At 54.3% G+C, this 22072-nt stretch carries 21 protein-coding genes and 1 pseudogene; 7 read left to right on the top strand and 15 right to left on the bottom strand.

Annotated features, from left to right (window positions below):
• Window positions 1-22 precede the first annotated feature (22 nt).
• From tssC to AC3IX1_RS16730, 4 genes are all read right to left on the bottom strand, one after another.
• On the bottom strand, window positions 23-1525 hold the full coding sequence (gene tssC, locus AC3IX1_RS16745; protein WP_489385028.1) for a type VI secretion system contractile sheath large subunit: 1503 nt from the start codon (window positions 1523-1525) through the stop codon (window positions 23-25).
• 10 nt (window positions 1526-1535) lie between these two features.
• Window positions 1536-2069 (bottom strand): type VI secretion system contractile sheath small subunit, encoded by a 534-nt coding sequence (tssB, locus tag AC3IX1_RS16740; protein ID WP_007978739.1) that lies wholly within the window; start codon window positions 2067-2069, stop codon window positions 1536-1538.
• Between the two features lie 68 nt (window positions 2070-2137).
• The gene (locus AC3IX1_RS16735; RefSeq protein ID WP_056723983.1) at window positions 2138-2890 is read right to left on the bottom strand and encodes a hypothetical protein; all 753 of its coding nucleotides are present in this window, start codon (window positions 2888-2890) and stop codon (window positions 2138-2140) included.
• Between the two features lie 323 nt (window positions 2891-3213).
• Window positions 3214-3594, bottom strand: coding sequence for a hypothetical protein (locus AC3IX1_RS16730; RefSeq protein WP_489385027.1), 381 nt, complete (start codon window positions 3592-3594; stop codon window positions 3214-3216).
• Between AC3IX1_RS16730 and AC3IX1_RS16725 the strand changes: the two are divergent.
• A pseudogene (locus AC3IX1_RS16725) lies at window positions 3586-5750 on the top strand (M48 family metallopeptidase). The gene AC3IX1_RS16730 and the pseudogene AC3IX1_RS16725 sit on opposite strands and share 9 nt — an antisense overlap.
• Before the next feature lie 178 nt (window positions 5751-5928).
• Here AC3IX1_RS16725 and AC3IX1_RS16720 read toward each other — a convergent pair.
• From AC3IX1_RS16720 to AC3IX1_RS16680, 9 genes are all read right to left on the bottom strand, one after another.
• Entirely contained in the window at window positions 5929-6507 is a 579-nt protein-coding gene (locus AC3IX1_RS16720) for a hypothetical protein (RefSeq protein ID WP_489385026.1), read from the bottom strand.
• A gap of 34 nt (window positions 6508-6541) precedes the next feature.
• Window positions 6542-7099, bottom strand: a complete 558-nt coding sequence (locus AC3IX1_RS16715) for a hypothetical protein (protein WP_489385025.1) — start codon at window positions 7097-7099, stop codon at window positions 6542-6544.
• 199 nt (window positions 7100-7298) lie between these two features.
• Window positions 7299-7856 (bottom strand): hypothetical protein, encoded by a 558-nt coding sequence (locus tag AC3IX1_RS16710; protein ID WP_489385024.1) that lies wholly within the window; start codon window positions 7854-7856, stop codon window positions 7299-7301.
• A 7-nt stretch (window positions 7857-7863) separates the two neighbouring features.
• Window positions 7864-8109: a hypothetical protein gene (locus tag AC3IX1_RS16705; protein ID WP_489385023.1), complete on the bottom strand. Its 246-nt coding sequence runs from the start codon at window positions 8107-8109 to the stop codon at window positions 7864-7866.
• 81 nt (window positions 8110-8190) lie between these two features.
• Complete coding sequence (locus AC3IX1_RS16700) at window positions 8191-8619, bottom strand: hypothetical protein (RefSeq protein ID WP_489385022.1); 429 nt, start codon at window positions 8617-8619, stop codon at window positions 8191-8193.
• Between the two features lie 157 nt (window positions 8620-8776).
• On the bottom strand, window positions 8777-9334 hold the full coding sequence (locus AC3IX1_RS16695) for a hypothetical protein (RefSeq protein ID WP_489385021.1): 558 nt from the start codon (window positions 9332-9334) through the stop codon (window positions 8777-8779).
• A 7-nt stretch (window positions 9335-9341) separates the two neighbouring features.
• Window positions 9342-9788: a hypothetical protein gene (locus tag AC3IX1_RS16690; protein WP_489385020.1), complete on the bottom strand. Its 447-nt coding sequence runs from the start codon at window positions 9786-9788 to the stop codon at window positions 9342-9344.
• 331 nt (window positions 9789-10119) lie between these two features.
• Complete coding sequence (locus AC3IX1_RS16685; protein WP_489385019.1) at window positions 10120-10677, bottom strand: hypothetical protein; 558 nt, start codon at window positions 10675-10677, stop codon at window positions 10120-10122.
• A gap of 7 nt (window positions 10678-10684) precedes the next feature.
• On the bottom strand, window positions 10685-11653 hold the full coding sequence (locus AC3IX1_RS16680) for a hypothetical protein (RefSeq protein ID WP_489385018.1): 969 nt from the start codon (window positions 11651-11653) through the stop codon (window positions 10685-10687).
• Between the two features lie 229 nt (window positions 11654-11882).
• On the opposite strand from AC3IX1_RS16680, the gene AC3IX1_RS16675 reads away from it, so the two are divergent.
• From AC3IX1_RS16675 to AC3IX1_RS16650, 6 genes are all read left to right on the top strand, one after another.
• Entirely contained in the window at window positions 11883-13736 is a 1854-nt protein-coding gene (locus AC3IX1_RS16675) for a type VI secretion system Vgr family protein (RefSeq protein ID WP_489385017.1), read from the top strand.
• Between the two features lie 12 nt (window positions 13737-13748).
• Complete coding sequence (locus AC3IX1_RS16670; protein WP_489385016.1) at window positions 13749-14330, top strand: DcrB-related protein; 582 nt, start codon at window positions 13749-13751, stop codon at window positions 14328-14330.
• 36 nt (window positions 14331-14366) lie between these two features.
• Window positions 14367-14834: a DcrB-related protein gene (locus AC3IX1_RS16665; RefSeq protein ID WP_489385015.1), complete on the top strand. Its 468-nt coding sequence runs from the start codon at window positions 14367-14369 to the stop codon at window positions 14832-14834.
• Between the two features lie 5 nt (window positions 14835-14839).
• Window positions 14840-19039: an RHS repeat-associated core domain-containing protein gene (locus AC3IX1_RS16660; RefSeq protein ID WP_489385014.1), complete on the top strand. Its 4200-nt coding sequence runs from the start codon at window positions 14840-14842 to the stop codon at window positions 19037-19039.
• Between the two features lie 3 nt (window positions 19040-19042).
• On the top strand, window positions 19043-19582 hold the full coding sequence (locus AC3IX1_RS16655; RefSeq protein ID WP_489385013.1) for an imm11 family protein: 540 nt from the start codon (window positions 19043-19045) through the stop codon (window positions 19580-19582).
• Between the two features lie 290 nt (window positions 19583-19872).
• Window positions 19873-20784 carry a hypothetical protein gene (locus AC3IX1_RS16650; protein WP_489385012.1) on the top strand — a complete coding sequence of 304 codons (912 nt, stop codon included), beginning with the start codon at window positions 19873-19875 and terminating at the stop codon, window positions 20782-20784.
• Between the two features lie 88 nt (window positions 20785-20872).
• Here AC3IX1_RS16650 and AC3IX1_RS16645 read toward each other — a convergent pair whose 3' ends face one another.
• Both AC3IX1_RS16645 and AC3IX1_RS16640 read right to left on the bottom strand, forming a co-directional pair.
• On the bottom strand, window positions 20873-21196 hold the full coding sequence (locus AC3IX1_RS16645; RefSeq protein ID WP_489385011.1) for a hypothetical protein: 324 nt from the start codon (window positions 21194-21196) through the stop codon (window positions 20873-20875).
• Window positions 21197-21437: 241 nt separating this feature from the next.
• On the bottom strand, window positions 21438-22070 hold the full coding sequence (locus tag AC3IX1_RS16640; protein WP_414874418.1) for a response regulator: 633 nt from the start codon (window positions 22068-22070) through the stop codon (window positions 21438-21440).
• Window positions 22071-22072: the final 2 nt, after the last annotated feature.

Genomic DNA, 22072 nt, shown 5'->3' with positions numbered 1-22072 from the left:
GCCTCCCTGGCAATGTGCTCGATCAGCCGCGGGTCGATTGCGGCAATTCAGCGACCAGGCGCAACGAAGCGGTCAGCTCGTCCAGTTGGTAGTGCGGGCGCAGGTAGGTCACGGCCTTGTATACCCCCGGCTTGCCCGGCACCTCGAACACCTCGGCGCGGGCTTCGCGCAACGGGAACTTGGCCTTGGCTTCCTGGCTCGCGGTGTCGTCCAGCAACACGTAGCTCGACAGCCACTTGTTGAGGAACAACTCGACGTCCTTGCGTGAAGCAAAGCTGCCGATCTTGTCGCGCATGATCGCCTTCATGTAGTGGGCGATGCGTGAAGTGGCGAAGATGTACTGCAACTGCGCGGAAAGCCGGGCGTTGGCGTTGGCGATGTCGGTGTTGTACTGTTTCTGCTTCTGCGCCGACTGGGTGCCGAAGAACGCGGCGTAGTCGGTGCCTTTGCAGTGCACCAGCGGAATGAAACCGAGGTCCGACAGCTCTTTTTCACGGCGGTCGGTGATGGCGATTTCGGTCGGGCACTTGAGGGCGATTTCACCGTCATCGGTCTTGAACGTGTGGGTCGGCAGACCTTCCACCAGACCGCCACCCTCGACGCCACGGATCGCCACGCACCAGCCGTAGCGGGAAAACGCGTCGGTGACCCGGGTGCCCAGCGCGTAGGCGGCGTTCATCCACAGGTACTTGTTGTGGTCACGGCCATCGACGCTTTCGACGAAGTTGAATTCCTCGACCGGCGTGGTATTTGGGCCGTAAGGCAGGCGACCGAGCACGTGGGGCAGGGTCAGGCCGACATAACGCGAGTCTTCGCAGGCGCGGAACGACTTCCACTTGGCGTATTCGACGGTGTCGAAAATCTTCGCCAGGTCCCGTGGGCCGGACATGTCGGTGAACGAATCCCAGCCGAACAGCTCAGGCGAGGCCGCCGAGATGAACGGTGCGTGGGCGGCCGCGGCGACGTGGGAAATCTCTTCGAGCAGGTACATGTCTTCCGGGCTGCGGTTGAACTCGTAGTCACCCAGCAGCATGCCGAACGGTGCACCACCGAAGGTGCCGTATTCTTCTTCGTAGATCTTCTTGAACAGCGCGCTCTGGTCGAATTCGGAAGCGGCCTTGAGGTCGCGCACCAGGTCTTTCTTCGACGCATTGAGCAGGTGGATCTTCAGTGTGGTGCTGGTCTCGGTCTGGTCGACCTGATACTTCAGGCCGCGCCAGGACGCTTCCAGCTGCTGGAACTCACTGGCGTGCATGATCTCGTTCATCTGCTCGGAGAGCATCGCGTCGATCTCGGCGATGCGCGCATCGAGCACGGCGATCAGGTCCTTGCTCGGCGTCATTTCGCCTTCCAGGATCTGGTTGACCAATTCGCCGATCAGGTCGCGGGTGCGGCTGCGCTCGGTTTCGGAGCGGGCCACGCGGCTTTGCGAAATGATGCTGTCGAGCAGCGAGGATTGCGCGGTGAAGCTGTCCACTTCAACCAGCGTGCTGTCCTGTTGAGTCACGGTTTGCTTGTCGTTCATCGTCAGGCTCCTACGCTTTGCCGTCGGTGGCTGGAACGGCGGCTTCGCGGCCGAATTCCTTGCCCAGGGTTTTCAACTTCTCGGTGTTCTGCAAAACGTCCATGAGCAGCTCTTCGAGCTTGTCGTTGCCGCCCATCTTGTTGCGCAGGTCCGCCAGCTTGTTGCGCACTTCCAGCAGCTTGCGCAGCGGCTCGACCTGCTTGACCACGTTCTGCGGTTCGAAGTCTTCGAGAGCGTTGAAGTTGAGCTCGACCCCCAGCTGCGTGCCGTTCTTGGCCAGGGTGTTGTCGACGCGGTAGGTCAGGCGCGGCTTGATGCCTTTGAGCACGCCGTTGAAGTTGTCGCGGTCGATGAAAATGAACTTGCGGTCCTTGAGCTTCGGCAGCGGCTCCAGCGGGTTGCCGGAGAAATCGCCCAGCACACCGACGACAAAGGGCAGCTCTTTCTTTTCCTGAGCGTCACCGATATCCACGTCGTAGGTGATGTGGACCCGAGGCGCGCGAACGCGGTCGAGTTTGTGCTGGGTACTTTCCTTCTTCGCCATCGTGATCTCCTGTGCGAACAAATCGCTGCAAGTCGTTTGCGTGTCGGTTCAATGGGTGGCCGAGCGCGTTACATTCCTTCGATCGTCAGCAGCAGGCGCTGACGAATTTCATCGTTCATTTCCATGATGTTTGCGTGGCCCACCAACTCTTCGAAGCTGGTGTTGCCGGCAATCTGGGTGCTGCTGCGGATCACCGCCTCGTCGGGCAGTTGCGAGCGAACCGGCGAGCTGATGACGCAGAAGGGCAGGTCGCCGAACTCCTTCAAACGTTCGAAACTGACGGGAAAACGCAGGCCTTCGAGCAGGCGGCTAATGCCGGGCGACTTGCTCAGGCAGTAGAACAGCACCAGGTAATGCACCACGAAGCGGTACAGCTCGGCGCTGCTGCGATTGGGGTCTTTGATGACAGTGCGAAAACGGGCCAGGTCGAACGAACTGAACCCCACCACCCAGCGCACGGGGCTGGTGATGCGAATGGATTGGCCGCTTTGGGACAGCACCTTGTCGTACTCCAGCGCAAACAGTTGCGGGGTGGTACTGAGCAGGTTGAGGGGCACTTCGAGTTCGTTGACCAGCTGGAACGGAGCGCCTGAGCCGATGCGGTCGTAGAGCTCCTTGAGTTCCTTGAAGTGGTGCTGGGTCTCACGCCCGCTGCTGCGTTGCGCACCCTGCAGGTACTCACCGAAAAACGCTTGCGGACGGATCAGCAAAGCCAGGGTCGCCAGATAATCCGAAGCCTGCGCCTTGAGCGCATCGGAAATGGCCCGGGTCTGGCTTCGCAGCTTGATCAATGCTTCAACATCAAAAAACGTCTGAGTCATCGGTACATCGTCCTTGAACACTCCACGATCGCTACCCGGATTAACCTGGGCGTGAAGAGCTACTAATTTCTCGATTGAACACCTGTTCACGAGTTGTGATTGCTGATGTTTGACATCAAAAAAACTTGCGGCCAGAAATGTTTTAGTCTGGCTTGCTGGCATAAAGATATTGAGTTGCCATCAGCGTTGTGTAGGGCAGCAAAGAAATCGAGAAGTTCAAATCGGGAGCGGATTTTTTCGCGTTTTTGATACATATCGCAATACTGTCTACGTGCCACTACTTGTAGGAAATAACTTACAAAGAGTCGTGAAACCCAGCTGTATCAAGGGTTTGGCAAGAGTGTTGGATCCAATTTTTTGTGCAATTCAAATTGTAAATAGGTGAGCCGGTTCACCAAAAGCGAGCGGGTGCCATCGCTGAAAAAACAAGTTTTGTGGGAAGTTTTGAGGTTGTTTGTAAGAAGTATCGATGAGGCGGGGTGTCCGCTGTCCGGAAGGAATGGGTGAATGAACGAGTGTTTGGGGGGGTGAGAGTTACAGGTCGGTGGCATTTCTGTATAAAGCGCCAGGTACAACTTCGCCTTGGTAACTTCATGGCGGGTTGTGCAATCGCGAAAGGACTTCCACGCCTTTTTTAAACGGATTTTTTGCTCGCCATGGCTATATGGGCGACGCAACGATTGAGGCCAAGTATCATGAAGCATTTGAAACTCATTGCCGTACTTGTTCTGTTGCCGCTTTGCCTTGGTTTGATTGGCATCTGGGAGTTGCAACGCAGCAGTGAGGCCGGTCGGCAGTTCGCCAGGGTCCGGGCTGACCTGATCGATATTCGTCCGCAGCTCGAGGCGCTTTCCAGGAAACGAGGCTCCAGCGCTATCTCAGTCGATTTCGACGGTGAACGGGTGGACGTAGTGTTGGCCTTGTCTCGTCTGGAGGAGGTCGAAGATGCGTTTGACACTCTGATCCCGGTAAATGCGGTGAGAATCTTTTTGGCCAAAGGTGTCGTCGTCCTTGGCATCATGGCCTCGCTGATCGGCGTATCGGGTTTGCTCTGGCTCGGTTGGGCCGGATCCCGTGCAAGCCGGTCTCGTGAACAGCTGCTGTACAACTTTACGGAAGTCAGTCGTACCCTGCCTTACCTGCTGGTGGGCCATATCGTCTTCATGGGTGCGGCAGTCGCGGGCATCCTGACTTTCGAAAGCCTGGTGTTCTGGCATGCGGGACAAATGCTCGCAGGTGAAATCAAGTTGATAGCCATTGCAATGATGGTGATATTCGGCTTCCTGTACTCGATCTGGCAGATGGGCAAGCAGTTACCCGTGATGCTGCACATGTTCGAGTCGACGCCGATGCCCGTCCTCTGTCAGGAGGTCTCGGCAGAACAGGCTCCGCAGTTATGGGCGTATGTTCGCGGCCTGGCCGATCGACTCGGCGCACTACCTCCCGAGCACATCGTTCTGGGCATGGCCGAAGGTTTTTACGTCACCTCAAGCGACGTCGATCTGCTCCCGTCGCAGACCACGCTAAAGGGCAGAACCCTGCACGTGCCGATGGTGTACCTGGGACTGCTCGATACACAAGAAACCAGCGCGGTGATCGGGCACGAACTGGCGCACTTCGCCGGCGCCGATACCGAATACAGCTTGCGCTTCGTGCCGATCTACGATGGCATTGGCCGCAGCCTTGGGGTGATTGCCGAAACCTTGCTCCATAGCGATGTGCTGCAACGCACGATACTGTGGCCGGCCTTCATGCTCGGTGAGTTTTTTCTCGAGCGGTTCGACCATGCGGTGAACCATTGGAGCCGCGTGCGGGAATTGGCGGCAGACGCGGCGGGCGCAGAGTTGGCGGGGAATGTCGCCGCGGCCTCGGCGTTGGTGCGCATCTCTGCCATCGACCCGTTGTTGCAGCAGAGTGTATTTACCCATGTGGCCCGCGCGACCAACTCGAGTGCCGGGCAAGTCCTGTCCCGTGACTTGCCGACCAGTGTGGTGCAGGAGCTGGCCGCGCAGTCACTGACCCTGCCCGAGGAGGAAATGGCACCAGCCTGCCTCATCCGTCGGACACTCATCCATCCAATGGCGAGCGAGTTACTTCCTTGCAAGTCGCGCTCGAAGAAGCGGTGAGCCGTGGGACTCGCCCGATCATCGCGGCACAAGCCTGTGTCGCGATGGATCGTTATTTCGCCGATCCCCAGGCGTTGCGTGCCCGCATGACCGAGGATTTTCTCGATCATTACGTGGAGCAGGACGCCACGGCCGTGGAAGAGTTGCGTGCCCAGGCCGACAGTGTCGCGGACGAAGTCCGTCTGCATGAAGGCGCACGATTGCGCGGGTGGATTACCCTGATTTGCTTCACGCTCCTGTTGCTGTCGGGCTTGGGTCTACTGATTTTGCCGTTGCTGTCGCCGCCGGCTTTGGGGGAGAGCAAATCGATGATGCAGGGTGCTGGCGGCGGGCTGGTCGTCTTGATGGCGTGCCTGCTGCCGTTCTCGGTGCGCATGCTCAAGCGGGCGAACAAGACTGCTTTGCTGCTGACTCCCGAGCACTTCGTTTTCGCTAATCTCAAGGCGCCATTGCCGATCCGGCACATCGCCGATTTTGCTCTGCAAGTGGGGCAGGGGGTGCACTTGGATCTGCTGCTGGAAGACGACGCCCCCTTGCCTGAGTTGGCCTCGCGCTCGTTCTTTTCGCCCAATGCGAAGCTCAACAGGAAAAAGCGCCGGGTCCAGTTGCAGTTGATTCAATTCTGCCGCGACGACAAAAAACTCAAGGGTAAGGAACTGGCGGAACTGATTGGCGCCTACCTCAGTGCAGGCGCTGCGCGGCACTTGCTGCAACAGCGATTTGAGCAGGCTTGAGGGAGGGCTGTGCTGGCAGTCGTAAGGGCTGTCAGCATCGGCAGGCGTGGGCAGGCGGGTCTGATAGCAGCCTCTGCAGTTCGTTATTTTCGTCCGACAGGGGGGTTGCATTCTGACGCAGGACAATGTCGTTGAGTGAGGCCATGCCATCGTACAGCGACGTCAATGAGTCAACTGGTCAGTGTTTCCTGCCATCTCCCGCATATGCCTTATTGCCCAGGGCAACGTATTCATCAAACATTTGAACCTGTTCTCTAATCAAGGGGAAGTCCTGATAGTAATGAACATATTTACTATATAAGAGGAATTGTTCCGATTGTCGTCCGCAGCCAAGTAGCGCAACAATGGAAGCACATTGCATGAGCCAATAGATTTCGAAGGTGGATTCAGTACCTCGACAATAACCCAGGTCCGTTCCTTGCTCATATAAGTATCGAGCCAGTTGGCTGGCTTCATCGTAGTTTATCTGTGTCGCTGATGCCGCCCGGATCGGGGTGTTCTCGGTGACAAACAACCGATAGCGCAGCAGCAGGTGGCTATCCACAAGCCTTAGATCCGGGCAGGCGGGCGGTTTTAACGATACAAAAACCTCTGGATCACTATTGATTGGCAGCCAAGCCAGGTTCTCTTCCATTGGCGAGAGTGTCTTGTTCAATTCGAACACGGGGGCTGTATCAACCACCTGTTCGGTGGAGGCTGGTGGAGGGACAATTTTTTGTCCGAACAGTATCTTCAAACGATTCAGGAGCTTTGTCATTGGGGGCTCACTTAAGGATTTTTACTCTGATGACTTATCGCCCATCGACTTGTATGCAGACTTCCTGTTTCCCAATCATCTTGCAAGGCCAGTGGTCATTGATGTAGCGGGTCGGCTTGAAGCATGCGTTTTTGTCGTTTACCCAAAACAGTTGCCAGGCCGACCCAGAGATAAGCAGCTTTGGGCAAGGAGTGTAGCCTCTGTTGAGCAATGTAAGCGTGGTCAGGACCATTATGGCGGGCACAATATAAATTATTGTCTTGACCGAGAGGTACATCATTAGTGTTGAGAATCTGTGTAAGAGCGAGTTATTTGGCGGGTCAAATTTTTTTCCAGTCCACACAGCAATTGAAGCGCCTATGACTCCAAGCAGCAGGGCAGGCGGCGCCATCAGTAGGCAGAAAACCAAGTAGGGAGTTTCTACAATCGGAGCGTTTCGATAGATGCGTCCGTAAATAGGTAACATGTCCTCCCAAAGCCAGTACGCTGATAAAGCTCCGACAATTAAAGCTGACAAAATAACTGTAAGTGCTATTAGTCTGAATTTTAATGCTGAAATGATGCGTTCGGACGAACTTGCATTGTTGTTCATTGTGAGCCTGGAATTTAGGAGGCTAAAAATTAACGGTCAGGGACTTGTTAAGATGTCAGTCAGGATAACTTTTAAGCACTCGCCGAGATGATCTTGGGTTTGTATAAAAATCAATATATAAAGTGCGGCGCCGTCTCCGTGACGAAACTGGCTGGGCCGCTCCCATCATCAACTTTAACCTGGCTGTTTTTCATGCAATTCACCTTCCATCCACCTGTATGCACACTTCCTGATTGCCGATCATTTTACAAGGCCAGTGATCATTGATGTAGCGAGTCGGCTTGAAGCAGGCATTTTTGTCGTTTACCCAAAACAACTGCCAAGCTGACCCAGAGATAAGAAGTTTAGGGCATGGGGTGTAGTCTCTGTAGAGCAGTGTAAGTGTGGTCAGGATCATGATGGCTGGCACTACATAAATTATTGTTTTAAAGCAGAGGTATAACATTAGTGTTTGGAGGCGAAATAAGGATGGGTTTTCTGACGGGTCAAATTTTTTCCCCGTCCAAGCGGCAATAGAGGCTCCTATGACCCCGATCAATACAACGGGCGGCGCCATCAGTAGGCCGAATGCTAAATAAGGAGTCTCTACAACGGGAGCGTTTCGGTAAATACGGCCGTAGATAGGCAGCACGTGTTCCCAAAGCCAATATAGCGAAAATATGCCAATCAGTATCATGAAAAAGACAAAGGCCAAAGCACCGAATCTGAAGGTCAGCGGTGACATGGCGTGTGCAGATTCGCATGATTTGTTATTCATAAGTGACCTAAAATTTAAAAGGTTTAAATTTTGAAATATTTGGTAGTTCCGAGGCTTTAGGCCAGCTAGGTAGTGGAAGAACGTAGGGCTGTACTTTTCGGAGGTTCCAGGATTTTGTTTCGTCGTAAGCCTGATCAATAAGTCCGTTTATGATGCTGGTGGCTACTTTTTCGGTATAAATTTGCAAGTTTTTAGCGCTGATTGTTGTCGCCTGCTCGTGTAGTTTTTCTATGTTGTCAATAGTGTAACGCATTCCGGATTTCACACTGTTTTTGATGCCATAATTAGCGTCCAGAACGTTTAACCCAATACCTATGCCGAATACAACAAGTGTTCAAACTGCGACCGGAAATGCAGCGGCGGTAAAAAATGCTCCTGCCGCCATTGCAGCCGCATACCCAACCGCAGTCGCAATCCCCGCTTTAATCAATTCAACACCAACACCAACACCCGCAAACAAGTCAGTAAGAACAGCCTCGTCATTGAAAGCCCATTCCAGAACTTCAATACCAACCGCAACATAGCAAGAAAGTTTAAATCCTTTTATCGAGGATCCGCGAATGCCATATCTACCTATACCAACTTCAACTAGTTGAGCATTTCGAATCCCATAGCGAGCTCCTTTCAATCGGTTACGCAACCCCGGATATCCGGTCAGAACGACATACTGCTTTCCGTTTTTAATCAGAACCCGAATCTTGGTCCCAAACCCGCCAATGTCACTGAGCAAGCGGCCGATGTTGTAAGCATCATAGGCGCCCAAGGCTACCGGAACTCCCCAGGTAGTATTGACGAACGGATGCACGGTTGCGTTGTAGATGGATTGCGTGTCCCCCCCCTTGAAACCATTGACACAAGGTGATGTAAGGACGTTCGGGGTATTTGAAGAATGTAGTCAGATTTGGTCGGGTCTTAAGCCATCATCGTCCGTCCACCTGTATGCACACCTCCTGATTGCCAATCATTTTGCATGGCCAGTGGTCGTTGATGTAGCGAGTGGGCTTGAAGCATGCGTTTTTATCGTTTACCCAAAACAACTGCCAAGCTGACCCAGAGATAAGAAGCTTTGGGCAAGGTGTGTAGTTTCTGTAGAGTAAAGTAAGCGTGGTCAGGATCATAATAGCAGGGACGATATAAACTAATATCTTGACTGATAAAAAAATCATTAGTGTTTGGAATCGATCTAAAAAAGAGTTATTGGGTGGATCAAATTTCTTGCCATTCCACGCCGCAATGGAGACTCCCACGATGGCGCCCAAGAGGCCAGGAGGTGCCATAAGCATGGTAAACACTAAATACGGGGTTTCTATAACGGGAGCATTTCGGTAGATGCGTCCGTAGATTGGTAGCGCATCATACCAAAGCCAATATAATGATAGAAAAAACATCAGGATCATGCAAAAAATAAGGCCGAGCGCAAGTAATCTGAAAGTGAACGGAGACAAGGTTGGTTCAGTTGCATAGGACTTTTTATTCATCAGAAACCTAAAATTTAGGAAGTTGAAATTTTGATAGATCGGGTAGCACGGGGGCTTTTGGCCACCCAGGCAAAGGGATGTCGGAGGGTTGGATTTTTCGGAGGATCCAGTTTTTTGTTTCGTCGTATGCTTGGTCAAGGAGTTGATCGATGATGCTGACAGCGAGTTTTTCCGTATAAAGTTGCAGGTCTTTAGCGGTAATTTTGGTTGCCTGGTTATGTAGCTTACGTATGTTTTCCACGGCATACCGCATTCCAGATTTTACACTGTATTTGATGCCGAAATTACTGTCTAGTGCATTTAATCCGATGCCAACGCCAAATACAAAAATAGCTCCGACTACGACCGGAAATGCGGCGGAGGTAATAAAGGCTCCGAGAAGTATTGCGGCTGCATATCCGACAGCAGTCGCAATCCCCGCTTTAATCAACTCAACACCAACACCCGCAAACAAGTCAGTAAGGACAGCCTCGTCATTGAAAGCCCACTCCAGAACTTCAATGCCAACCGCAACATAGCAAGAAAGTTTAAATCCTTTTATCGAGGATCCGCGAATGCCATATCTACCTATACCAACTTCAACTAGTTGAGCATTTCGAATCCCATAGAGCCCGATATCCGGTCAAAATGACGTATCGCGCACCTTGATTAAAATTCGCCAATATCGCTGGGCAAACGGCTGATACTGCATGAATCAAAAGCGCCCAAGACTAGCGCCGTGCTCCAAGTGGTATTGGCGAAAGGAGGTACGGTTGCGAAATAGATGGATTGAGTGTTATCCCTGTTCACCTGCCGTCCACCTGTATGCATACCTCCTGATTGCCGATCATTTTACAAGGCCAGTTATCATTGATGTAGCGAGTGGGTTTAAAACATGCTCTTTCATCGTTAACCCAGAATAAATGCCATGCCGAACCTGATCTCAGTAGTTTTGGGCAAGGGGTATAGTCTTTGTAGAGCAACGTAAGCGTGGTCAGGACCATTATGGCGGGCACAATATAAATTATTGTCTTGACGGAGAGGTATATCATTAGTGTTGTAAATCGATGTAAAAAAGAGTTATTGGGCGGATCAAATTTTTTTCCAGTCCACGCGGCAATGGAGGCTCCTATGATAGCGCCCAAGAGACCAGGAGGCGCCATAAGTAGGGCGAACGCTAAATAGGGAGTCTCTACAACAGGAGCGTTTCGGTAGATGCGCCCGTAGATTGGCAACACGTCATCCCAAAGCCAATACAGTGAAAAAGCGCCGGTCAGAATCATACAAAAAAAGAAGGCTACTGCAAGGGATCTGAAGGCTAGCGGAGACATGGTATGCTCAGAAGCGCATGATTTTCTGTTCATTAGAAACCTAGAACTTAGGGAGTTTAAAATTTGAAAGGTTGGGTAGCTCTGGAGGGGGTGGCCAGTTAGGTAGCGGCAGATCGCCGGGCTGGATTTTTCGGAGGATCCAGGATTTTGTTTTGTCGTATGTCTGATCAATAATTTCGTTTATGATGCTGGCAGCGACTTTTTCTGTATAAAGCTGCAGGTCTTTAGCGCTAATGCTGGTCACTTGTTCATGCAGATGGCGCACGTTGTCCACGGCATAACGCATTCCGGATTTTATACTGTTTTTAATGTCATATTTTTCATCCAGTGTATTCAGGCCGAAACCGATGGCGAATACGAAGATGGCACCGACTACGGCCGGAAGTGCAGCGAAGGTAAGTAAGGTTCCGGCTATCATTGCAGCCGCATACCCAACCGCAGTCGCAATCCCTGCTTTAATCAACTCAACACCAACACCCGCAAACAAGTCAGTAAGAACAGCCTCGTCATTGAAAGCCCATTCCAGAACTTCAATACCAACCGCAACATAGCAAGAAAGTTTAAATCCTTTTATCGAGGATCCGCGAATGCCATATCTACCTATACCAACTTCAACTAGTTGAGCATTTCGAATCCCATAGCGAGTGCCTTTCAAACGGTTCCGTAATCCCGGATATCCGGTCAGAACGACATACTGCTTTCCGTTTTTAATCAGAACCCGAATCTTGGTCCCAAACCCGCCAATATCATTGAGTAAGCGAGTGACGTTGTAAGCGTCATAGGCGCCCAGGGCTACCGGTGTACCCCATGTGGTATTGACGAAAGGATGTATGGTTGCGTTGTAAATGGATTGGGTGCTTCCCCAAAGACCATCCAGCATGCCCGGTTGCGTTCGGTAACAAATTTGCGGTGACTGTGTGCCAGGACTTGAGGAGGCATTGCGTTCTGCCATCATCGCGTTTGCGTCGTCCATGCTCAGGACGACCATTTCGCGTTGATTACTGTCCATGTCTCGGTCCAGCTGCTTGAGTTGTGTCTCACTCAAACTCATGACGAACTCCCTGTATGCATGTTTGCTCGCCGTACGTGGCAAGCTCCCGTGGCGAAGGGTGCACTGACAGAAAAATAAAATCAAACAGGCGAATTGCCATCATTCTGAAGTGTTTCGTTGCCTTGACAAAGAACTTTCAAGAGGTTTCCATCGCCGACTTCAGGCCAATTTTTGCAGGATGCAACGCATGATATCGGAACTCATCGGGCAGTTTACCGCTCAGAATAATCGGCTCATCACCTTCGATTCCCCGTTGCCACCTGAGCAGGAACTGATCCTGGAAAGCTTCGGCGGTGAGGAGGGGCTTTCGCTGCTGTTTGAATATGAATTGCAGCTTTTGTCCACCGACGCCACGATCGAACTTAAAAAGTTGATCGGCAAGAAAGTGTCCATGGAAATAGCTTTAGCGGATGGTGGCACGAAAATTATCAATGGCCATTGTTCGCACTTCAATCACGTTGGTGCCAACGCCGGTGTCGCCAAATACGTGGCCAAGGTTGTACCTTGGTTGTGGATACTGAGTCGGCGTCGTGATTCGCGGATTTTTCAAGATAAGACCATTGAAGAGATCATCACAGAGGTTTTTTCCTATTACCTCAGTTTGGCCAGCTATGAGTTTAGATTGAGCCGGCCTTTAAAACCTGTCAGTTATTGCACGCAGTATCAGGAGTCGGACCTCAATTTTGTACTCAGACTCCTGCAGCAGGAAGGCTTGTTTTTTAATTTCGAGCACAGTGAAGATGATCATCGCATGGTCATTTTTGATGAGAGCCTTAACTTTGAACCGTTGCCCGATCAGCCGACTATCCGTTTCCACACGGCCTCTGTCACTGAAGAGTCTGACTCCATTACTGAATGGTCATCGCAGCGTACTCTCCATTCGACACGACTGTCATTGAAGTCATTTGATTACAAACAGCCTAATTTCCCAAATCAGGTGCAACTCCAGACTATCGCCAAGCAAGGCGATGTGGGGCAGTACGAGGTGTTTGAGTACGAAGGGCTCTACGGCTATTCAGATCCAGAGCATGGTCAACAAATAGCACGCAATCGTTTGGAGGCAATGGAAGTACAGGGCAAGACCTTTCAGGGCAAAAGTAACTGTCGTGCCATGCAGCCTGGCTACTATTTCGAATTGACTCAACATTACGATCATGACAAAGGTGCTGTAGAGGATAGGCAGTTCCTGATTTTGAGCGTGAAACACTTCGGGCGTAATAACTATACCGGTGACGGAGAGGCGTTCTACCAGAACCAATTCATTTGTATCCGCCGCAAGATTCCATTCAAAGCACCGATGAGTACCCCGCGGGCTTTGATCAGTGGTCCACAAACCGCCATCGTCGTCGGCCCACCCGGCGAAGAGATCTACACCGACGAACTTGGCCGGGTAAAAGTACAGTTCCACTGGGACCGCTACGGCGAGTTCAACGACAAGAGTTCCTGCTGGGTCCGCGTCGCGCAGTCCGGTGCCAGTGGCGGTTTCGGCAGTATCCTGATTCCCCGCGTTGGTGACGAGGTCGTTGTCGTTTTCCTCGACGGCAACCCCGACCGCCCGCTGATCATGGGCAGCCTCTACAACAGCCAGAACACCCCGCCATGGTCGCTGCCGGCGAACAAGACCCAGAGCGGATTCCTGACGCGGTCGATGAAGGGGAAGGGCAGCAACGCGAACTTCTTCCGCTTCGACGACAAGTCCGGCGCCGAGCAGATCATCATGCATGCCGAGCGCAACATGGACACCGAGATCGAGGTCGACGAGACCCACAATGTCGGCAGCAACCGCACGATCACTGTCGGTGGTACGCACACCGAAACGATCAAGAAAGACACGGTGATGAATGTCCAGGAAGGCTCGCTGACGATTCAGGTCGATAACCAGTTCATTCAGGTCAGTGCCAATCAGCACATCATTCTTCAGGTGGGGGACAGCAGCATCACCCTCACGCCGGACGGCATCGAGATCAAAGGCAAGGCGATCACCACTACGAGTACCGGCACGACCCAGATCACCGGTTCCGAGGTCAGGGTCAATGATTGAGGTAACGGCGCCATGACCAGAGTCAGTCTCTACGATCGCATTTCCGAAAAGCGTATTGCGCGGGAGGAGGCCGAACGCCTTGCCCAGCAGAACGCGCTCCTCGTTCGGCCTGAGCCCGAGCCGGAACCCGTACCTGTGGTGGCGCTGCAAGATACGCCCAGCAGTTTCACCTTCGGTGGTTTCAACCTGGCATTCCCGACGGGGTTCAATTTCCGGGAGGTCCAGACCACCCTCGAGCACGAAGGTGAGCCGGTCAGCCTGATGATCAAGCGTCGAGATGTGCAACAGGGGCAGACGCTGGAGCAGCTTTTCGAGGCTGCGGTGCAGGCGTTTCGCGAGGAACACCCGGACCTGCGCATCATCCGCCAGCGCGATGTCAGCGTGGCCGGCAGTGCGGCGAAGTCCGTGGATCTGCATTTCAAGTCCGGTCATGCCGATCGCCACGCGCGCCTTGTCGGTGCCTTGGTGCCTGTCGCCGGGCGTGACGATGCGCAATGGCTGACTATTGCTTGCGAGATCGATCCGGCCCGGCCCGTGCTCAGTCTCTGGCTGGTTGATTTTGACGGCATGCTCGACGGCCTTGCCGTGCGCTGAACGCCAAATTTTTTTGATTCAAGGAAGTTACCCAGAATGGATTATGAGTTGCAGGAAGGCAGCATCGCGTTGCCGCAAGGTTTTCAGGACCGCACGGTGAACATGTTTGTGTTGGGGTCGAGTATTCCGGCGCCGTTGAGCATCACCATTTCCCGGGACACATTGCTGCCCGGCGAAGTGCTCAAAGCCTATGTCGAACGTCAGATCAAGATGCTCGCGTCCAGGCTGCGCGGCTACACGCTGCTGGGGAAGAAGGCCGTTGCGCTGTCGACCACGGCGCCGATCGAGGGCGTGCAGATCGATGCGTATTACATGACCGATGGCCGACCTTTCTATCAGCGCCAGGCGGCGTTTCTGATCGAGCCTGGACGCGCGATCATTTTTTCCACCACCGCCCAGGCTGACTTCAGCAGCGAGCAGACTCAGAACTGGATAGACCTGCTGGCGAGCTTTCAGCCTCGCCAGCCCGGCGTCCCCCAGACCGACTCCAGCGCACAGGAGTAACGGCCATGTTCGAAGCCGCAAGGTTTGGCGATGAACTGTCGCACACCAGCGCCCTGGGCGGGTTTCTCATCGGCGCAGCGCTTGGCATAGCGCTGGTCGCCACGGTGGCGATCGCGACGTTTACCTGCGGGTTTGGCGTGGCTTTGTTGGCGGGTTTGGCCGCAGGCGTCGGAGGTAGCCTGCTCACCGCGGCCGGGGAGAAGATAGGCAGTATGTTTTCTTCACCCGCGGGGACCATCGTCACCGCGTCGCCCAACGTGTTCATCAACAGTCGCAAGGCGGCTCACGTCGAAAAGAGCACGGGCGCCTGTGACAAGCATCCCGGTCCGGTAAAGGTCGCCGAGGGCTCGACCAACGTCTTCATCAACGGCACGGCGGCCGCCCGCAAGGGCGACAAGATGACTTGCGGTGCGACACTCTCCAGCGGTTCGGACAATGTATTCATCGGTGGTGGCACCTACCGCTATCTGCCAGTGGACGACGAGATTCCCGGTTGGCTGCGGACCACGGTTGACATCCTCATGGCGGTCGCCGGTGCGGCGGGCGGTATCGCCCAATTGATCAAGGCCGGGACCCAGGCCGGCATGAAAGCCATCATGCCCTGCGCCCTGAAATTCACCGCCGGGTTCGTCGCCGGTGAGGTTGCCTCGCGTTACGTCGTGGGGCCGGCTATCGAGCGTGCGGTGGGTGGTTTGATCGGCAACCCGGTCGACGCCACCACGGGCCGCAAGGTCATTACCGACGAAACCGACTTCAGCCTGCCGGGCCTGATGCCGATTCAATGGTCGCGCTTCTATGCCAGCGACCTGAGCGTCGACAGCGTGCTCGGCAAGGGCTGGGTCTTGCCCTGGGAGCAAAGCCTGCGTCGCAGTGGCACCTTCGTTTACCTCACCGATAATCAGGGGCGCAGCGTTCCGTTCGTGGACGTGCAGCCGGGGGAGCGCATCTACAACCCCCATGAACAGGTGTATCTGGTCCGCACCGAAGGCGGCCACTACCTGCTGCAAACCCTCGACAACAGCTTTTTCTATTTCGGCGAAATCGCGGACGACAACATCCCCGTTCAGCTGCAACGCATCGAAAACGCTTTGGGCCACTTCCTGCATTTCACCCACACCGCCGAAGGCACGCTCACCGACATCAGCGCCACCGGTGGCGTGCGGGTGCATCTGCATTACGACAACCCGCTGGGCCGCCTGACCGACGTCAGGCGCGTGGTCGACAACGAGGCCGTTGAAACCCTGGTGCAGTACCGTTACGACGACAACGGCCAGCTCACTGAAGTCATCAACCGCAACGGCGATTCAGTGCGCCGCTTCAGCTACATCGACGGCGTAATGGCTACCCACAGCAACGCCCTGGGCCTGACCTGCAACTATCGCTGGGAACACTTCGACGGCCAGCAACGGGTAGTTGAGCACTGGACCAGCGATGGCGAGCGCTTCCAGTTCCGCTACGACATCAAGGCACGAGTCACGCGGGTCACCGACGTGCTCGGGCGCGAGGCCGAGATTCACTACAACGCCGATCATCGCGTCACCGCCAGCCGCGACTTCGGTGGCGAGCACTACGTCATCGACATCGATGACACGGGCAACATGACCGGCCTGACGTTACCCGACGGCAACAGGATCACGCTCAAGTACGACGAGTACTCGCGCCTGCTCGAAGAGACCGACCCGCTCGGGCGCGCGATCAAATACCGCTATCACCACCTGACCCCGCTGATCACGCAGGTGGACTACCCCGACGGCAGCACCTGGCAAGCCCGCTACGACGACAAGGGCAACCTCATCGCCGAAGTCGACGCCCTCGGCCACACCACCGAATACCTCAACGGCGATGACGGCCTGCCGCACACCATCATCGATGCGACGCGCAAGTCCAAATACCTGTGGTGGAACACCCTGGCCCAGGTCGAACGTTTCCAGGATTGCTCGGGTAAAAACACCACGTACCGCTTCGACGAGCGCCAGCATCTGGTCGCCGTCACCGACGCGCTGGGCCAGACCACCACGCTGGAACGCAAACCCGACGGCGAAGTGCTGCGCATCAACCACCCGGACGGCAGCGCCGAGTCGTTTACCTACAACGCCCTCGGCCAGGTGCTGACGCACACCGACGGCAAAGGCCAGACCACCCGACTGCTGCGCACTGCCCGCGGCCTGCCGAGCAGCCGCCAGGACGCCAAGGGCCAGCGCATCCGCTACGAATACGACCCGGCGATTCGCCTTACCGCACTGATCAACGAAAACAACGCGGCGTACCAGTTCGCCTACGATGCGTGCGACCGGTTGATCGAAGAAAAACGCATCGACAACCTGACCCGGCGCTTCAGCTACAACCTCGGCGGACATCTGACCCAGGTCGATGAAACCGGCTACGGCGAACGCGGCGAGCGGCCACAACGGCGCACCGAGTTCGAGCGCGACCGTATTGGCCGGTTGCTGGCCAAGCTCAATGCCGATGCCCGTCAGGACTATGTGTATGACGACGCTGATCGCCTGCTGTCGATCCAGCGCCTGCCAACCGCGCAGGGCAAGCAGCTCGGGGTCAGCGAAGAGAAGCTCGAATTCTCCTACGACCTGCTAGGTCGCTTGATTGAGGAGACGACAGCGCAAGGCGCCTTGTCCTACGAATACGATCCACTGAGCAACCTCACCACGCTGACGTTGCCCACCGGCCAACACCTCAATCACCTGTATTACGGCAGCGGCCACCTGCACCAACTCAACCTCGACGGGCAACTGATCAGCGACATCGAGCGCGACGACCTGCACCGCGAAGTCCTGCGCACCCAAGGCACACTCACCAGCTGCTTCGGCTACGACGCCCTGGGCCGCAAGAGCTGGCAGTTCGCCTCGCGCCTGCCGGCGGAAAAGCTCTCGAAAATCCACAACCCCGGCATCCAGCCCGACCTGCTGGTCGAGCACGCCTACAACCCGATCCATCGCCGTCACCAATACGACCCCGCCGGCGAACTGACCCGCTCCCTCGACAAACTGCGTGGCGAGATCAAGTACCAATACGAAGCCAACGGCCAACTGCACAGCCGCGACACCGGCCAGTTGCTCGACAGCGAAGAGTTCCGCTACGACGCCGCGGCGAACCGGCTGAACTTCAACACCAGCCAGTTTGACCACGTCAAGGACAACCGCCTCAAGCGCTGGCGGGACCAGGAATATGCCTACGATGCGTGGGGCAACCTGATTGAAAAACACAGCGGCATGGGCAAGCTGCAGACGTTTGTTTATGACTGTGAAAATCGCTTGGTGCGGGCCGAGACGCTGGTCAACGGCAAGCTGGAAAGTACCGGTGCGTATCGGTACGACAGCCTCGGGCGGCGGGTTGCCAAGGTTTCAGAGGTCAACGGCAAGACCGAGCAGAAGCACTTTTTGTGGCAGGGCTTGCGGATGCTGCGTGAGGAGCGTCCGGGGCAGAGCAGTCTGTATCTGTATGAGCCGGGCAGTTATGCGCCGTTGGCGCGGGTCGACCAGGCGGAAGGTGAAGAGCAGAAGCTTTACTACTTCCATACTGACCAGATCGGTACGCCGCTGGAGATGACTGACGCGGACGGGAGCATTGTCTGGCAGGCGACGTACAAGGCGTGGGGGGCGGTTGAAAAGCTGGCGGTCAATGAGGTCGAGCAGAACCTGCGGTTTCAGGGGCAGTATTTCGATGACGAGACGGGGCTGCACTACAACACGTTTCGGTATTACGATCCGGAGGTGGGGCGGTTTGTTACGCAGGATCCGATTGGGTTGGATGGGGGAGATAATTTATATAAATATGCTCCTGGTCCTACGGGATGGATCGATCCACTGGGGCTTTGCTCCAAGGCACTAAGTAACAATATGACAAAAGGTGGAACTCCCCGCCCCGCAAACTCTGCTGCTCATCATATCGTTGGTGATACCGCTAAGCTTGCAGCTCCTGCGAGAGCGGTTCTGGCAAAGCATGATATTCATGTGGATGATGCGGTCAATGGAGTGTTTTTGCCTAATCGCAATAACGTTGACTCGAGCGTGCCGGGGATCCTGCATAATGGTAAACATCCAAATTCTTATTTTGAAAGTGTTAACCAGCTTATAATTAGTGCAGATAAGGCTGGTGGTAAGCCGATGGTTTTGAAGACGATCGATAGGATTCGTAATACATTGCTTACGAGTCCTCGCGATGCTCAGTGGTCCGGATTATTTGGGTGATTTATGAAAATTTATTCAATAACGCAAAATGACAAATATAAAACATTGGTCGATGCGGATCAGGTGGAAAGTCTGCAAGAGTTCGCTACAAAGCTCGCGTATGGTGACGCAACCTTAGAGTCTGAAAAGCAGGTTTATCGCGTCGTTTATAATAGCGATGATAAAAATAAATCCGCACTTTCTGATTTTTTTACCTTTTTTAGGCCTATCTTGGTTGTCTCTGAAAAAGCATATGGTGCGCTTGGTTTTTTGCAGGTTTTTCCTAGGGTTAATCTGCTCGGGCCGCGTGCGGGGGATGTCGCAGTGTTTATTACCGAGCAACTATCAGATGCATTTGATGTTGATCAATCGGATTTTGATAAGGGGGAGGGTGGCTACGTAGTATACAAGGCGGTGTTAAAAGTCCCCGAAAGTTATAAGGGTGAGATTTTTCGCGTCCCTGAAAATCCGCAAGTGCTATATGTCAGTCAAGTATTCAAAGACGCTGTAGAGTCACAAGGGCTAAGAGGAGTCGCTTTTAAGGAAATTACACAGAGTTGTTGAGTGTATATGGGGAAAGAGGTTGTATTGAAAAGGCGGTTTGGGGCGCAAGAAACAGCCAAACTTTTTGAAGGTCTGTCTAATTAGAGTGGAAGATTAACAATTCCGTCGAGCGAGATGCTAAATTATTTGGGCAGCCCTTTGATTTTGTGATCAATGGGCTGAACCGTACAACCTGTATCTGAAGGTTTGCAATGGAGTCGACAGTGTATTCACAGATAACGACTCTCAATGAGACATAGTTGTCTGGATTACTGTGTTTTTAAATCAACTACTAGGGAAGTAACCATCTCATGCAGCAATCACCCACACCCACACCCACACCCACACCCACACCCACACCAGCAGTGACAGGTCAACTGATCACTACCTTCCGTCACGGCAAAGGCTTTCTGATCTTCATGCTTTTGTTCGCAATCGTCTTGTTGGGCCTGGCGGGATTTGTGTTGTACCTGGGTACCATGTTGCCGGTGGCCAGCTCCGGGGCGAACACCAGCCGTGGTTCCAGCCCGCAGTTGCTGATCTATTCCGTCAGTGGCTTGCTGGTCGTCATTTCGGCCGTTCTGTTCGGACTTTATACTTGGCAGAAAAAGTTGCGCGGGACGCATTATGAGGTTTATGAACACGGCATTGTTGCTCTCACGGGGAAGCAGCAACAATATACGGCGTTTGCTGAAATAGAAGACCTTTACCTGTTCGCCTCAGGGCAAGCTGCGTTCACTGGCCTGATCACCAACCTGGCGTACCGTCGTAATGACAGTGAGCCATTTCATCGCGTCATCGAGTCTCTGAAAGGCTTTCAGGACTTTCAGCAGTTGGTGCGTGAGTTGCACGTCCGCGAGCGTTTGCCGGTTGTGATGAACAAGCTTGAGTCTGGCGCTGCAGTGACTTTCAAGTATGTGCCGACTGGGCAGGTCTGGCGCAAGCGAATCGGGGGGGACTTCCTGAATGTCGTCACACAAACAATTATTGTGACACGTGAGTTTCTGGAAGTTGATGGACGTAAAGTCCCGGTATCGGCCCTTTCTTCAGTCGATTTAAATGTCTGGAGTGAGAAGGTCACTCTAAAAGACGAGGCGGGGAATCAGATTCTATCAACGGTGTGCACCGGCATCATGAGCCACGACCTGTTCCTCATCACTCTGGATGTGCTGCTGGATGCTCAACGGGCAAGCAGCGGTGAGGCTGTCGAGAGCCTGGCCTGAGGGTCTCAGGGCACTGTCAGGCTGACCAACACAAAAAAACCGGCTGATCAGGCCGGTTTTTTTGTGGGGCGGTGGCAGAGCAACTTATTCAGGCAGTGCGATTCTGGATCAGACGATCCGAGCCACCTTCGGCAACACGGTTCTGCAGCAATTTGTCAGAGCCGCCTTCGGCGACGCGGTTCTGCAGCAGTTTGTCAGAGCCACCTTCGGCAACGCGGTTCTGCAGCAGTTTGTCGGAGCCATCGGCGGCGACGCGGTTTTCGATCAGGCGATCGGAACCACCCTCGGCCACACGGCCTTCAATCAGACGATCCGAGCCGCCTTCAGCGACCACTGGTTGAGCGGAGTTTGCGGCGAAAGCGTTAACTGCGAAAACCGAGAAAGCGATGCTGAGGAGGGTCTGGCGTTTCATGATCGTGTGCTCCGGGGTGCTTATGGGTTGGTATGGAGCAGATGTTACGCCGTGGATTTTTTAAGAGAACTTCATTGAGTTGATGGTGACTATTGATGCAGTCAATGGATGATTTGCTTGTCCCTGTAGGAGCGAGCTCGCGATAGCGGTGTGACAGTCGCCACCAATGTTGAATGTGAATCCGCCATCGCGGGCAAGCCCGCTCCCACAGGTTTTTGCAGTGAACACAGGGCTAGAGGTGTTAGCGGGAGATGAGTCCGTGATCAATCGCGTATTTGACCAACGCCGCCGGCTTGTCGATGTTGAGCTTGCGCCGGATGCTCAAGCGGTGTGTCTCCACCGTGCGCACGCTGATGTCCAGTTCCCGGGCCATTTCCTTGTTGTTCAAGCCTTGGGCCATTTTCGACAAGACCTGGCTTTCCCTCGGGGTCAGTTCGTTATCGGTGTTCCTGTCGGCGATCAGCCGTTGGGCGATTTCCGCGCTGTAGAAGGTTCCGCCGCTGCTGATGGCTTCGATGGCGGCGATGATTTCCCGTGAAGGGGCGTTTTTCAGCACGTAGCCGCTGGCGCCGGAGCGCACCGATTCACTGACGTATTCGTAATTGTCGTACATGCTCAGCACCAGCACCTTGAGCGACGGGTACTGGCTGCGCAGCACGCGGGTCAGCTCCAGGCCGTTCATGTCCGGCAGGCTGATGTCGACCAGCAGCAGGTCCGGTTGGCAGCGTCCGACCATCTCGATGGCATCGGCGCCGTTTTCCGCTTCGCCGACCATTTCCAGGGGCGACATCACGGCCAGCAGCGCCTTGATACCGTCGCGGACCAGGGAGTGATCGTCGACCAGGGCGACGCGGATCGGGGAGGGCAGGTTCATGC

It is taken from the genome of Pseudomonas sp. KH_046_2, assembly GCF_057838985.1.
The sequence above is the reverse complement of the archived record's forward strand: the minus strand, read 5'-3'. Positions and strand labels throughout refer to the sequence as shown.